This window comes from Bradyrhizobium genosp. SA-3, from assembly GCF_004212635.1.
Taxonomy (GTDB): Bacteria; Pseudomonadota; Alphaproteobacteria; order Rhizobiales; family Xanthobacteraceae; genus Bradyrhizobium.
The window spans coordinates 1-14,265 of the sequence record NZ_PSRT01000177.1; the positions used below are offsets into that span (position 1 = coordinate 1).

The 14,265-nt window shown below is 63.7% G+C and carries 12 protein-coding genes; 10 read left to right on the plus strand and 2 right to left on the minus strand.

The window, feature by feature from the left end; translation table 11 throughout:
• From CWO91_RS37465 to CWO91_RS37475, 3 genes are all read left to right on the plus strand, one after another.
• Positions 1–371 (plus strand): BA14K family protein (locus tag CWO91_RS37465; protein ID WP_130220432.1); only part of this gene is annotated, 371 nt, incomplete at its 5' end.
• Between the two features lie 238 nt (positions 372–609).
• A complete protein-coding gene (locus tag CWO91_RS37470; protein WP_130220433.1) occupies positions 610–1,032 on the plus strand; it encodes a response regulator in 423 nt (140 codons plus the stop codon).
• Positions 1,029–3,284 (plus strand): CHASE3 domain-containing protein, encoded by a 2,256-nt coding sequence (locus CWO91_RS37475; protein ID WP_130220434.1) that lies wholly within the window; start codon positions 1,029–1,031, stop codon positions 3,282–3,284. The genes CWO91_RS37470 and CWO91_RS37475 overlap by 4 nt, the downstream gene beginning before the upstream one ends.
• Positions 3,285–3,360: 76 nt before the next feature.
• Here CWO91_RS37475 and CWO91_RS37480 read toward each other — a convergent pair whose 3' ends face one another.
• Positions 3,361–4,257, minus strand: a complete 897-nt coding sequence (locus CWO91_RS37480) for a DMT family transporter (RefSeq protein WP_130220435.1) — start codon at positions 4,255–4,257, stop codon at positions 3,361–3,363.
• A gap of 760 nt (positions 4,258–5,017) precedes the next feature.
• Between CWO91_RS37480 and CWO91_RS37490 the strand changes: the two genes are divergently transcribed.
• The 6 genes from CWO91_RS37490 (at position 5,018) to CWO91_RS37510 (ending at position 12,111) form a co-directional block, all read left to right on the plus strand.
• A complete protein-coding gene (locus CWO91_RS37490) occupies positions 5,018–8,788 on the plus strand; it encodes a vitamin B12-dependent ribonucleotide reductase (protein ID WP_130220437.1) in 3,771 nt (1,256 codons plus the stop codon).
• 88 nt (positions 8,789–8,876) lie between these two features.
• Positions 8,877–9,611, plus strand: coding sequence for a phosphatidylserine/phosphatidylglycerophosphate/cardiolipin synthase family protein (locus CWO91_RS37495; protein WP_245471497.1), 735 nt, complete (start codon positions 8,877–8,879; stop codon positions 9,609–9,611).
• A gap of 8 nt (positions 9,612–9,619) precedes the next feature.
• A complete protein-coding gene (locus CWO91_RS45690; protein WP_130220438.1) occupies positions 9,620–9,811 on the plus strand; it encodes a DUF2158 domain-containing protein in 192 nt (63 codons plus the stop codon).
• Between the two features lie 500 nt (positions 9,812–10,311).
• A complete protein-coding gene (locus CWO91_RS37505; RefSeq protein ID WP_245471498.1) occupies positions 10,312–10,884 on the plus strand; it encodes a phasin family protein in 573 nt (190 codons plus the stop codon).
• A 229-nt stretch (positions 10,885–11,113) separates the two neighbouring features.
• Positions 11,114–11,428 (plus strand): hypothetical protein, encoded by a 315-nt coding sequence (locus CWO91_RS44780; RefSeq protein WP_245471499.1) that lies wholly within the window; start codon positions 11,114–11,116, stop codon positions 11,426–11,428.
• Between the two features lie 14 nt (positions 11,429–11,442).
• Positions 11,443–12,111 carry a hypothetical protein gene (locus CWO91_RS37510; RefSeq protein ID WP_245471500.1) on the plus strand — a complete coding sequence of 223 codons (669 nt, stop codon included), beginning with the start codon at positions 11,443–11,445 and terminating at the stop codon, positions 12,109–12,111.
• Positions 12,112–12,214: 103 nt separating this feature from the next.
• Here the strand turns inward: CWO91_RS37510 and CWO91_RS37515 are convergent, their stop codons facing one another.
• A complete protein-coding gene (locus tag CWO91_RS37515; RefSeq protein WP_130220439.1) occupies positions 12,215–13,255 on the minus strand; it encodes an acyl-CoA desaturase in 1,041 nt (346 codons plus the stop codon).
• Between the two features lie 205 nt (positions 13,256–13,460).
• On the opposite strand from CWO91_RS37515, the gene CWO91_RS37520 reads away from it, so the two are divergent.
• Positions 13,461–14,258 (plus strand): lytic transglycosylase domain-containing protein, encoded by a 798-nt coding sequence (locus CWO91_RS37520; RefSeq protein ID WP_130220440.1) that lies wholly within the window; start codon positions 13,461–13,463, stop codon positions 14,256–14,258.
• Positions 14,259–14,265: the final 7 nt, after the last annotated feature.

A 14,265-nucleotide genomic window follows, 5' to 3' on the forward strand; every position in this document is an offset into this window, starting at 1 on the left:
CCCGACCCGCCATCTCGCCGACCGTCAGCGGCACCCGCAGCGTCGCAACCGCCCCGTCCGGCACCTGGAGCGGCAGTGGCGGCACTTGGAGCGGCGGCTGGCGCCATCATCATCGCGGTGGCTTCTGGCCCGGCTTTGCGGCAGGCGCCGCGATCGGCGGCCTCGGCTCGTACGCCTATTACGGCGGCGGCTATGGCTATTACGACGACCCCTACTACTACGGCGACAGCTACTATGATGAGCCGTCAGTGGCGGTGGTGCCCGACAGCGGCGGCGACTCCGCGGCCTATTGCGCGCAGCGCTACAGATCGTACGACCCGGCTTCGGGCACTTATCTCGGCTATGACGGCCAGCGTCATCCCTGCCCCTAAGCCGATCGACGGCATTTGAAGCAAAGGCGTCGCAGCGATGCGGCGCCTTTCGCGTGCCGGTCGACTCCTTCATGGGCTCGCGGAAACGTACCTGCCGATTGTGACGCCCTACGCGACGCAGGCGGACCTTTATGCACTGCACCGTGCATATCTACGTTGACCCAATCCAAAATTGACCCGACCCACGATTCGCGGATATCACAAACCTCAGTGGGGACTTCGATTACTGGGAAGTGTCATGCCGCGTATTCTCGTGGTTGATGACGATCCGATGGTCGGCGCGACCATCGAGGTCCTCCTCCAACGTCAGGGCTTCGACGTCACGTTGACCGACGGCGGAGAAGCGGGATTGGCTGCGCTCGAAACACAGACTTTCGACGTGATGCTGGTCGACATCTTCATGCCGCACATGCGCGGCTTCGAGTCCATCCGCATCTTTCACGAGCGGGCGCCCGCCACGCCGCTGATCGCGATGTCCGGCTACGCCTTCGCCTCGTCCGCCTCGCCCTCCCCCGACTTTCTCCGCATGGCGCTGGAGCTTGGCGCGACCCGCTGCCTGCGCAAGCCATTCACGCCGGACGCGCTGCTGACCACGATCCGGGAATGCCTCACCGGCGCGGGCGGGAGCACACAGCCGAAGGACAAGAAAGAAGCCCCTTGATCCCAACGCAGCGCGTCATTCTCGGTGCTGGACTTGCCATCCTCCTGATCATCACCGCAGCCTCGATCGCCCTCGACGTCAAGTCGCGGTCCGATGCGGCATGGGTCAATCACACCGTCCAGGTGCAGAAGAAGATCTCCGATCTGCGCGTGCTGATGCGCCGCGCCGAGAGCGCAGCGCGCGGCTACGAGCTCTATCGCACCCCGGGCTTCAACGACGAATTTCAGTCGGTACGTGCTCAGATCGCGCCGGCCCTCGCCGACCTCAAGCGCGACGTGCGCGATAGTCGGGATCAGATGGCGCTATTGGAGGGCACCGAGCCGCTGGCGCTGCGCCGGATCCAGATTGCCGCCGAAGCGATGCGCCTGCGTGCCGAGAACGACCAGGCCGGCATTGCCGCGCTCAACAGCAAGGCCGAGGGCCGCGGCCTGATGGATACGGTGATGGGCAATCTCGACCATTTGAGCGCAGAGGAAGAGCGCCTGCTTACCGCGCGCTCCCATGATTCGCGCCGCACCGGGACCGTGCTGCTCGGCATCGACGTTGCAGGCGCCGTGCTGATCCTGCTTCTGGTCGCGCTGGTGATGCGCGAGAGCCAGCGCACCACGGTACAGCTCCAGAGCACGCTGACCGAGACCACGGCCGCCAAGGAGGCGCTCGAGGCGGCGGTGGCCGAGCGCACCGAGCATCTGGTCGCAGCCCATGACGAGCTGCGCCTGTCGGTCAACGTGCTCCAGAGCACCTTTCGCAGCATGGCGGAAGCGGTGCTGGTCATCGATACCGAGGGCGCCGTCCTGCTGTCCAATCCGGCCGCCGAGCGCATCTTGTTACATCGCGCCGGCATGAATTTGCGCAATCTGCGCGCGCTGTCCGACGTCTATCACGGCGACGGCGTCACGCCGCTGAAGGCCGACGAACTGCCGTCGACGCGCGTGCTGCGCGGCGAGCACTTCGAAGAGCTGGAGATGATCGTCCGCCCGCACAGCGGCAATCCTCCCCGCCATCTCATGATCAGCGGCCGGCCGATGCTGGACGGGCAAGGCAATATCTCGGGCGCAGTGCTGGTCTATCATGATGCCACCACCTCGCGCGAGACCGAGCGGCAGCTGTACCAATCGCAAAAGCTGGATGCGATCGGCAAGCTGACCGGCGGCGTCGCGCACGACTTCAACAACATGCTGACCGTGATCTCCGGCAATACCGAGACGCTAGTGGAGAGCCTGAACGGCCAGCCCGAGCTCCAGCGCACGGCACGGCTGATCGACGATGCCGCCGAGCGCTGCGCCGAGCTGATCCAACATTTGCTGGCGTTCGCGCGCAGGCAGCCGCTCCAGCCGCGCAACGTCGAGATCAGCACTGCGGTCGCGGACATCGCAAAACTGCTTCGCCCCACCCTCGGCGAGCAGATCCAGATCGAGACCGTGCTGGAACAGGCGCCGATGACGACGCACATCGATCCGTCTCGGCTCACCAATGCCGTGCTCAACATGGCGATCAACGCCCGCGACGCCATGCCGAACGGCGGCAAGCTGCTGTTCGAGGCCCACCGGGTCGTGCTCGACGAGGCCTATGCGCAGAACAATCCGGACGTGCGGCCCGGCCCTTACGTGATGCTCGCCGTCAGCGATACCGGCACCGGCATGCCGGCCGATGTCCAGCAGAAGGCGTTCGAGCCGTTCTTCACCACCAAGGAGGTCGGCAAGGGTTCGGGCCTGGGCCTGTCCATGGTCTATGGCTTCGTCAAGCAGTCCGGCGGCCACATCAAGATCTACAGCGAGGAAGGCCACGGCACCACGATCAAGCTCTATCTGCCGCCGGGCGAAGGCACGGCGGACATGGCCGCTCCCGCCGCGCCGCAGGCCGAAGGCGGCGCCGAGACCATTTTCGTGGTCGAGGACGACACGCTGGTGCGCAACTTCGTCACCGCGCAGCTCCAGAGCCTCGGCTACAAGACGGTGGCCGCGCCCGACAGCCGGGCCGCGCTGCAATTGATCGAGGCCGGCCAGCCGTTCGATCTGCTCTTCACCGACATCGTCATTCCCGGCGGCATGAGCGGCCGCGAACTCGCCGACGAGGTGGCCAAGCGCCGGCCGGGCCTGAAGGTGCTCTATACCTCCGGCTACACCGACAATGCCATCGTCCACCACGGCAAGCTCGACGACGGCGTGCTGCTGCTGACCAAACCCTACCGCCGCAACCAGCTCGCCGAGATGATCCGGAAGGCGCTGAACGGCGGGGTGGCGGCGAGCTGACGCGAGATGCGCTTTGCTAGATCGATGCGATCGCCCGGAATTCGGATCACATCTCCCGAAGGGAGAGGTGAAGATCTCAGCGCGTCGCCAGCACGACGGCTCCAAGCGTGAAGATCAGCGCCGCGATCTGGCCCGCCCCGAGCGGCTCGCCGAGCGCGATCGCCGAGGTGACGACGCCGATCACAGGCACCGCCATGGTGCCGATCGCAGCGACCGAGGCCGGCAGGCGCGCCAATGCGGCGAACCAGCTGACATAGGCGATGCAGAACTGCCCGACGACCGAATAGACCAGCAGCCACCAGCCGACCGGCGTCACGCTCGAAAGATGCGTGGTCTCGATCAGGAGGCCGATGATCGAGATCGGCAGGCAGCCGATGCCGATCTGCCAGGCCGCGGCAGTGATCGGCGGCAGGTGGATCGGGTATTTCTTCGAGAACACCGTGCCGACGGCAAAGCCGAGCGCGCCGCACAGCGCCATGATGATGCCCGGCAGCTTTTCTGCGCTGGCAGCAATGCCGTTACCGCCCATGATCGAGGCGAGGCCGGCAAAGGCCATCACCAGCCCCAACGTGCGCAGGACCGTCGGCCGCTCCCCCAGCACCGGCCAGGCGATGATCGAGGCCCAGACCGGCATGGTGTAGGCGATCAACGCTGCCTCGCTCGCCGGCAGCCAGAGCAGCGCCAAGCCCATCAGCACCATCCAGCCGGTGACGTTGAGCACGGCGGCGGTCAGTAAGCGCGGCCAGATCGCGCCGTCCACCCGCAGGCTCTGCCGGCGCATCACCGCAAGCAGCGCCAGTAGCACGGCGCCGAGCACGCCGGTCACCCCGCGTAGCGTCAGCGGCGGCAGCTCGGCGAGCAAAAATTTCGTCACCGGCCAGTTGAAGCCCCAGCCGATCGAGGTGATCGCGAGGAACATCAGGCCGGCCGGGGCGATGCGCGGTCGCTGCACCGGCCTCGTCGAATCATGCATGGGGGCAGTCCGGCAAAATCGGGGTCAGCTTGGCGCGGATTCGCCGCGCAAACCACCACCTCGGCGGGCATGCCTGCCCTCAGCTTCCGTAGGGCTACGTGAGTCCCGCTGACGCAATCCCATCGCCCAAAAATATAGCTGCCCTGTGAACAGCGGGATGAAGGGTTGCGAACAGCGCGGCATGCAAATTTTTTCGGTTGGGAATCCCTGAGGACTCACTGATACTTGGCTCCACAACAGGCGCGGCCGAGACCCCTGTTATCCCCCGCAATCCACCATATTTAGTATTTGATTCAGGAACTCGCACTAGTTCTTGACGGGCGCAACGGAGAGTCCTAGCTTTCGGACCGTTCGGCGCGAGTGAGTTTGCGTCCCGCCGGCACTCCCCCAAAGGGTCTCGCAAATCTCAGCTCCGCCGGCCAGCCAAAGGCAGCGGGATGAGGGCTTGTCTGCCCTCGGATAGCGGACTTTTCGGGCGCCAGAACGGGCCGGCAACAGGCCCGCATGGCAAACGGTTGAAGTGACGGTGTGGGCGTTGAACGCATGTCGGGCGCATCCCCTTGGGGGCGGATGGGTCTGGGCATGCCGGCGGATGATCGATGCGTGCATCGAACAATCGCGTCGGGAGAAAAAGGGCCGGGTCCACCGGCTGAACTGCGATGCCCAGAGGCCGAACGGCCAAAAGGACTCGCGAAGCGAAATGTCGACCGGGACGCCTGAACGGAGGCGGTTCGGTCAAAGATAAGGACGGGGCAAGACCATGCGGATTGAGCGGCGCCACACCACGGTAAGACAGTCACCTTATGCGGGAATCGATTTCCGGCTGACCACGTCGGAGATTCGCAATCCCGACGGCTCGGTCGTGTTCAAGCTCGACAATGTCGAGGTCCCGACCGAATGGTCGCAGGTCGCCTCCGACGTGCTGGCCCAGAAGTATTTCCGCAAGGCCGGCGTTGCCGCGCGCCTGAAGAAGGTCGAAGAGGAATCCGTCCCCTCCTTCCTGTGGCGCTCCGTGCCCGACACCGAGGCGCTTTCCGCCCTGCCCGAGAAGGAGCGCTATGTCAGCGAGCTCAGCGCCAAGCAGGTGTTCGACCGCCTCGCCGGCTGCTGGACCTATTGGGGCTGGAAGGGCCGCTATTTCTCCACCGATGAAGACGCTCAGGCCTTCTACGACGAGCTTCGCTACATGCTCGCCATGCAGATGGTCGCGCCGAACTCGCCGCAATGGTTCAACACCGGCCTGCACTGGGCCTATGGCATCGACGGCCCCGGCCAGGGCCACTACTATGTCGACCCCTTCACCGGCAAGCTGACCAAGTCCAAGTCGGCCTACGAGCATCCGCAGCCGCACGCCTGCTTCATCCAGGGCGTCGGTGACGACCTCGTCAACGAGGGCGGCATCATGGACCTCTGGGTCCGCGAAGCGCGCCTGTTCAAATACGGCTCCGGCACCGGCTCCAATTTTTCGCGCCTGCGCGGCGAAGGCGAAAAGCTTTCCGGCGGCGGCCGCTCGTCCGGCCTGATGAGCTTCCTCAAGATCGGTGACCGCGCCGCCGGCGCCATCAAGAGCGGCGGCACGACGCGTAGAGCCGCCAAGATGGTCGTCGTCGACGTCGATCACCCCGACATCGAGACCTATATCGACTGGAAGGTGAAGGAGGAGCAGAAGGTCGCCGCCCTCGTCACCGGATCCAAGATCAACCAGAAGCACCTCAAAGCGGTGCTGAAGGCCTGCGTGAACTGCGAAGGCTCGGGCGACGACTGCTTCGACCCCGAGAAGAACCCGGCGCTGCGCCGCGAGATCAAGCTCGCGCGCCGCAGCCTCGTGCCCGACAATTACATCAAGCGCGTCATCCAGTTCGCCAAGCAGGGCTACAAGGACATCCAGTTCGACACCTACGACACCGACTGGGATTCGGAAGCCTATCTCACCGTCTCCGGCCAGAACTCCAACAACTCGGTCTCGCTGAAGGACGATTTCCTGCGCGCCGTCGAAACGGACAGTGACTGGAATCTCAACGCCCGCACCTCCAAGAAGGTGACGAAGACGCTGAAGGCGCGCGATCTCTGGGAGAAGATCGGCTACGCCGCCTGGGCCTCGGCCGACCCCGGCCTGCACTTCAACACCACGATGAACGACTGGCACACCTGCAAGGCGTCCGGCGACATCCGCGCGTCCAATCCGTGCTCGGAATACATGTTCCTGGACGACACGGCTTGCAACCTCGCCTCCGCCAATTTGCTGACGTTCTACAACACCACGACCAAGCTGTTCGACGTCGCGGGCTATGAGCATCTCTGCCGGCTCTGGACCCTCGTGCTCGAAATCTCGGTGATGATGGCGCAGTTCCCGTCGAAGGCGATCGCCGAGCTCTCCTACGAGTTCCGCACGCTCGGCCTCGGCTACGCCAACATCGGCGGCCTCCTGATGACCATGGGCCTGCCCTATGACAGCAAGGAAGGCCGCGCGCTCTGCGGCGCGCTGACCGCCGTCATGACCGGCATCACATACAAGACCTCGGCCGAGATCGCGGCCGAGCTCGGCACCTTCCCCGGCTACAAGAAGAATGCCGCGCACATGCTGCGCGTGATCCGCAACCACCGCCGCGCCGCGCATGGCGAGGCCTCCGGCTATGAGGCGCTCTCCGTCAACCCGGTGCCGCTCGACCACGCCTCGTGCCCGCAGACAGACTTGGTCGCGCATGCCAAGGCGGCCTGGGATGCGGCGCTTCAGCTCGGCGAGCAGCACGGCTATCGCAACGCCCAGACCACTGTCATCGCGCCGACCGGCACGATCGGCCTCGTGATGGATTGCGACACCACCGGCATCGAGCCCGACTTCGCCCTGGTGAAGTTCAAGAAGCTCGCCGGCGGCGGCTACTTCAAGATCATCAACCGCGCGGTCCCCGCAGCGCTGCGCGCGCTCGGCTATCGCGAGAGCGAGATCGCGGAGATCGAGGCCTACGCCGTCGGCCACGGCTCGCTCTCCAATGCGCCGGGCATCAACGCCTCGACCCTCAAGGCGAAGGGCTTCACCGCTGAAGCCATCGCCAAGGTCGAAAAGGCCCTCCCGACCGCCTTCGACATCAAGTTCGCCTTCAACAAGTGGACCTTTGGCGAGGACTTCATCCGCGACCAGCTCGGCATTGGCGCTGAAGCCATTGCCGCGCCGGGCTTCGACCTGCTCCAGGCCGTTGGCTTCACCAAGCGCGAGATCGAGGCGGCCAACGTCCACATCTGCGGCGCGATGACGGTGGAAGGTGCCCCGCACCTCAAGGCCGAGCACTATCCGGTGTTCGACTGCGCCAACCCCTGCGGCAAGGTCGGCAAGCGCTACCTGTCGGTCGAGAGCCACATCCGCATGATGGCGGCAGCGCAGCCCTTCATCTCGGGCGCGATCTCCAAGACCATCAACATGCCGAACGACGCCACGGTGGAGGACTGCAAGTCCGCCTACATGCTGTCATGGAAGCTCGCGCTGAAGGCCAACGCGCTCTACCGCGACGGCTCCAAGCTCAGCCAGCCGCTCAACTCGCAGCTCATCAGCGACGATGAGGACGAGGACGAGGCGGTCGAGCAGCTCTACGAGAAGCCGATGGCCGCACGCGCGACCCAGGTCTCGGAGAAGATCGTCGAGAAGCTGGTCGAGCGCATCATCGTGATGCGCGAGCGCGAGAAGATGCCGGATCGCCGCAAGGGCTACACCCAGAAGGCGGTGGTCGGCGGCCATAAGGTCTACCTCCGTACCGGCGAGTACGACGACGGCCGTCTCGGCGAGATCTTCATCGACATGCACAAGGAAGGCGCGGCGCTCCGCTCCTTCATCAACAACTTCGCCATCGCGGTGTCGCTCGGCCTGCAATACGGCGTGCCGCTGGACGAATATGTCGACGCCTTCACCTTCACTCGCTTCGAGCCGGCGGGCCCCGTGCAGGGCAACGACTCTATCAAGTATGCGACCTCGATCCTCGACTACGTCTTCCGCGAGCTGGCGGTGAGCTATCTCAGCCGCTTCGACCTCGCCCACGTCGATCCCAACGAGACGGGTTTTGACGCGCTCGGCAAGGGCGTCGAGGAAGGCAAGGAGCCGGACGAGGACGGCGGCCACCACGCGACAAAACTGGTCTCGCGCGGCCTCACCCGCTCACGGACGGACAACCTCGTCGTGATGCGCGGCGGCACCACCGCAGTCTCGCAAGGCAACGACAGCGCGCCTGCCGGCGGCAACAAGGTCACGGCGCTGGCTTCGCACGGCACCTCAGCCCGCGTCGGCGACGCCCTCGAAGGCGCCGTCGCCCTGAAACAGGAAGCCAGCCACGACCTCTCCCCCACGGAGAAGCTCGAGCAGCTGCAGTGGAGCAAGGCCGGCACCGCCGCAGCCGCCGCCCCCTCTAAGGCCGAGCGCCGCGCCGAAGCCAAGGCCAAGGGCTACGAGGGCGAGATGTGCTCAGAGTGCGGCAACTTTACGCTGGTGCGGAATGGGACCTGCATGAAGTGCGATACTTGCGGCAGCACGACGGGGTGTTCGTGAGAATCGCAGGTTCCGATATCGCAATTTGACCGCTGTGATGGGCGGAGGGTTCGAGCCTTCCGCCCATCGACGTATTTGGTGCAGCTCAATGTCAGCAAAACAGATGCAGCCGGAAGAGCTTTACAGGCGGGTCGGGCGCCTCATCGAGACGGCTCCCTCATTCGTCGGGATCGGTCTACTATCGGTAGATCAAATGACTTGGCTCGGCAGAGCAGAAGCCTTGGTTGTTTCTAGCGGCGACCTAAGCGCGCGGACTGACTTCACGCTAGCAAAAGAAGGACTTTCTCAACCCTCGGCACGACCGATGGCTCAACAACGCTTGATGCTCACCCTCTACACAATCCTCGCAGCAGCCGAGCTAGCATCACCTCCAGGAGCCCAAGGAGCTTTTATTCCGGTCGGAAACAGCTTCGACGCATATGCTGCAATTGCAAAGGTCATATCTGCGGCCAAACAGGATGTGTTAGTCGTCGATCCTTACATGGATGACACCGTTCTAACCGATTTTGGCGGAACACTGGCTGAAGGCATCGTGCTCCGACTATTGACAGATCAAGCAACCGCAAAACCAAATCTTGCGCCAGCGGCCAATCGTTGGAAAGCCCAATTTGATCGTCGCCCCTTGGAAGTTCGGCTAGCTCCGCCGAAAGCCCTTCATGATAGAGCCATCTTCATTGACCGATCCGAAGCTTGGACGGTGACCCAGTCCCTGAAGGATCTCGCCAAGCGATCGCCAGCAGAAATTGTTCGTGCGGACGACATTGCGCCCCTCAAGATCGCGTCTTATGAGGCTATTTGGTTGAGTTCCATGGCTATTGTTTGAGGCATCTGATGTCCGAAGAGATCAAGCCTGGTAGCGTAGTGCAATTGAAATCGGGGGGCCCGCTAGTGACCGCAGCGTGGGTTCAGGACGAACTCGGTGTACGTCTGGCCTATTGCGAATGGTTTATCCAAGATAAGGCTCCGTGGAAGCAGGAAGGATCAACGTTCCCAACAACCTCCCTGAAACTTATAGAGCCCTAGCAGCATCAGGTGAGCGCCACATCTCGAAGGCCGACAATTCGATTCCCTTAGTGACGATTTGCCCGCGCCGGACTTACGTTATCTCGGCGCATGGCCATACTCGGCCAAGCCCTTGCGAAACCCGTCATTCGTGGATCGACATTGATGGTTTCACTCCGCTCTACCCATCCTACGGACTAGCGCGTAGGGTGGGTTAGCGTAGCGTAACCCACCTCTCTAGTTTCCGGGATTGCGGTGACAGTGCACTAAGTTCATTCGCTATCGTCGAGTTGCATAAAGAACCACCAAGCGCTCCCTTGCCGATCTTGTCAAAGCGAGATCGATCGCGGATGACGGCGAGCATGGTCTCGCGCGCAGGACGCTCAAGACCCGGCAGGATGGCTCGCCGGTATCCGGCAAAATCTCACCACATGGCGGCCACGCAAGCGACAACCCACAATCGCGATTTCAGCGCAAACGCGACAGAGGCTTGCGGCTTCAGCGATAGGGAGCCATTTGCAATGTTGAGTTCGGTAGAAAATAAACCAACGGGAAAATCCGGCCGGCGCGGCGGAAAGAAGAAGGCTAGGCAACGGTCCGGGGCCGACGAGCAACACGCAACTGCAGCGCATCAATTGCCGGATGCCTCAGCGGAGATCAGCCAAGAGCACAAGCAAGAGAACAGGCAAGAGCCCGAGCAAGAGGTAGAGACGAGCCGACAGATCAGTGCGCAAGTACCCTCGGCTGCAGCCTTGCCGTCAGGGATGGAGATCGTTGCCAGCGCGCCCGTCGCACCGGTGGAACCCTCCCAGGCCAGCCCGCAGGCGATCGCCGATGCCTATAGCGGCTACATCAGCACCTCCCTTGAGCACGCCTGGGCCTTCCTGGGAAAGCTCGCGACGGCGCGCTCACCCGTCGAGGCCTTCGAGCTTCAGATGGAGTACGCGAAACAGGCGTGTGAATCGTTCGTCGCCGAATCCCAGAAGATCGCCGGGTTGCATGAACAAATGACCAGACAAAGGGTCATGCACTTTGAGGGGTTCGTGGCCAGGCTCACCCAGACGACGCTCGAAATCCGCGCGACACGTCACTAGCGACAGCTGCGTATTCCGACGGCGCGGGGCCGGATGCCCGTAGGATGGGTACGTTGATCGGCTTCGCTCCGCTCGACCCATACTGCGAACTGCGCTTTGCGCAGTCGCGGTGCTAACCCCCTACGCGCTCACGCCCACCCCGCTTCCGCCCGCCATAATTTTTCCTTTGCACGCGCGTTGTGTTGGACAGCGGCGAGACCTATCCTTCCAGCGATCGGACTGCCTCCCATTGACGCCCGACCGGATGGAGAGCGCATCGGTGCCTGAAACGAACGACCCCAACCCTGATAGCGACAAGCCTGATACCGCCAAGCCGGATGAGGCGCGCGCCGACGGCGGGCTGACGCGGGCCTACGACCGGATCAAGAGCGCAGAGGAAGACCTTGCGCGGCTGGACCGGCTGGTTTCCGGAATGGAACGCGACAGCGAAGGCCAGCGGACCTCGCACGCAACCGCCGGTGCGACGGCAGCCGCAACTTCCGGAAGCAAGGCGCGGCGCCGGATGCCAAAGTTCCGAATGCCAAGCTTCGCGATCAAGGCTTGAAGGGAGATCGGACCATGGTGCGCGCTTTGGTTGGCCTCGTGCTGGCGATCGGCCTTCTCGGTGCCGCCTTCGCTTCGCAATATCGCGATGAGGCCAAATCGATCAGCAAGTCGATCATGGCGCGATGGGCTCCGCCGGCTGCGAGCAGCTCCCAGCAAGCGTCCGCGGTGGAAAGTCCGGCGCAGCCGCCGGCAATGCAACTGGCTGCTGCGGATGAGCCGAGCCCGGTGCCCGCCCCGCCGGTCGCCAAGGACACGGAAAGCGCCGCAAAGCCTGCCGCCACAGCGCCAGCGCCTGACCCGTCATCGTCTGATCTGGCGCAATCGCTCAAGGCCATCACGAGCGAGCTTGCGAGCATCAACGGGAAGCTCGATCAACTGAAAAGCCGCAACGACCAGACCCTGCGTGAGCAGGCCGACACCATTCAACAGTTCAAGGCGGCGCAGGAGAAGGATGCGGCGGACAATGCGCGCCTCGCCGCGCAGGTCCAGGCGCTGCAAACGCAACTGAGCGCTTCATCCGCGTCTGCAGCCACCAAGCCCGTCGCGCGGAGCGTGATGAACAACGATGTGCATGCCCGGCCGCACGTACCAGCGGCCGAACCCCGGCGGCCCCGACCGCCGCGAGGCCCCTGGATGCCTCCGCCCTACATGGCCGACCCTTACGGCTATCCGGATTGGTGAGCCCGCAGGGCGCGGGCTTGTTTCCCGAAGGCGCGATTGGATTTGAAGCCCTACGAGCTGCGGCTTCGGCTTGCCTTTAGTGGACGGCGTTAAGCGCGCAAGTCTACCTTCCAGCCGAGCGAAGGTCTTCTGCGACGCCGTCGAATGCGTTCTGACTCGCGACGGCCCCACCCTGCTGCGCATCTGGCGCTGCAGACTGCCGACGCGCGCCGACCCCGAAAATGTCGTGCACGAGCCCGAGTTTCCCCAGCCCCAGGATGATCAGGCCGTTGATGTCGATCTCGTACCAGGCGTGCGAAAGGTAGGCATCGCGCGGAAACCGGTGATGGTTGTTGTGCAGCCCTTCACCGAAGGTGAGGATCGTGGTCACGAACTCGTTGGTCGTGCCGTCATTGGTCTCGAAGCGGCGGTAGCCGTAGCGGCCGTCGCTGTGGCAGACCGAGTTCACCAGCGAGGTGGCCATGGTCATGATGTAGCTGCGGAACAGGCCGGAGAACAACACGCAGCCGATCATCGTGCGCACGCCGCCGAACGCGTAGCCGATGGCACCTGGAATGATCACCGCCGACAGCGCGTACCAGTACCAGCGAGTCCTCGTGAAGAACATGGCGATCGGGTCGGCCAAAATATCCCTGGCATAGTATGCGCCATCGGTGGTGGCCTGGTCCCACACCCAGCCGCCTTGCGCATGCGACATTCCCTTGAGGAAGCTCGCATAGCGATTGCCGAAGCCGTCATAGTAAGGGCTGTGCACGTCGCCGGGCTTGTCGGAGTGAAGATGGTGCCGCCGGTGGTTGCTCACCCACTTCAGGATCGAGCCCTGCACCGCCAGCGTGGCTATCGCGGCCAAGATCGTCCGCATGACCGGACGACAGCGAAAGCTCCGGTGCACGAAGTAGCGATGCATGAAGCCGATCCCGACCGTGGTCAGCAAGAACATGCCGACGAAGACCGAAATCTCCACCCAGCCGATGCCTTGCCAGAATGCCCAGATCAGCGCCGCGATCGAACCGCCGATCATGAAGCCGAACGCGATGTAGGAATCGAGAAACTTGGCGTCGACCAGCGGGCCTTCGACAACCACTCCCGGTGGCATTTTCGGGTCCGCACCTGCCTCCGACACCACGCTCTCGATTACGGTCATTTCAGCCGATCCATTCACACAAAATTAACTCTTCTGCGGCGCAACGTACAACCGGGGGTTATTTCTCGCAAGGATTGGAGCGGCCGTAGCAGCCCGGAGCCGGGACCTGAGAAGATGCGGTCGAGTGGAAATGAAGCGAGATTTCAGGGCGGGCGGACAGCGTTAACTAAGTCCACAGGCTCCGCAATTTACGCCCACAGCGCACATGCCAAGGAAAAGCAACAGCCTCCTCCCTCGCCTTCGCAGGTTACGGCGGGCCGCCCGGTGGGCGCGGAAGAATTTCGCGCGCGCACCACGGATGGTTCGGATCGCGGGCGGCGTGGCGATGCTGCTTGCGGCCGCAGCGCTTGTGAACATCGTCACTCAAATGGTCCGCAAGCCGACCGAGCTGTTCGCCGTCGTCGGCCACGCCCTCGACAAGGAGCCGGAAGAGACTTGGACGAGCTACGGACCGCTGTTCCGCAAGTATTCCACCGCTGCGATCACGCCGGAATTGCTGGCCGCGCTGGCGCAGGTCGAGAGTTCGGGCAATCCGGTGACGCGCACCTATTGGCGCTGGCGATGGAGCTTCAATCCGCTCGCGATCTACCGGCCCGCCTCCAGCGCCGTCGGCCTCTTCCAGATGCTAGACGCCGCTTACACCGAGGCCGCACGGTTTTGTGTCCGCGGCAACGCGGTCACGGAGACTGGTTGCGGGTTCACCAATCTCTATATCCGCGCGATCCCTGGCCATGCCGTCGAGCTGGCATCGGTCTATCTGGACCGCCAATTGGCCGACGTTCTCGCCCGCGCCGGCGATGTGAAGGCAAGCCCGCAGCAGAAGCAGGACCTGGCCGCCTTCATCCATCTCTGCGGCGCGGGTCCCGCCACAGCCTACGCACGCCGCAAGTTTCAGATGATCGCCGGCGAGCGCTGCGGCGATCACCTGGTTGCAGCCTATGTCGCCAAGGTCAACGCGATGAAACGGCAGTTTCAGCGCCTTGCGGCCGGTGACGGCGGTTAGCGGCGCG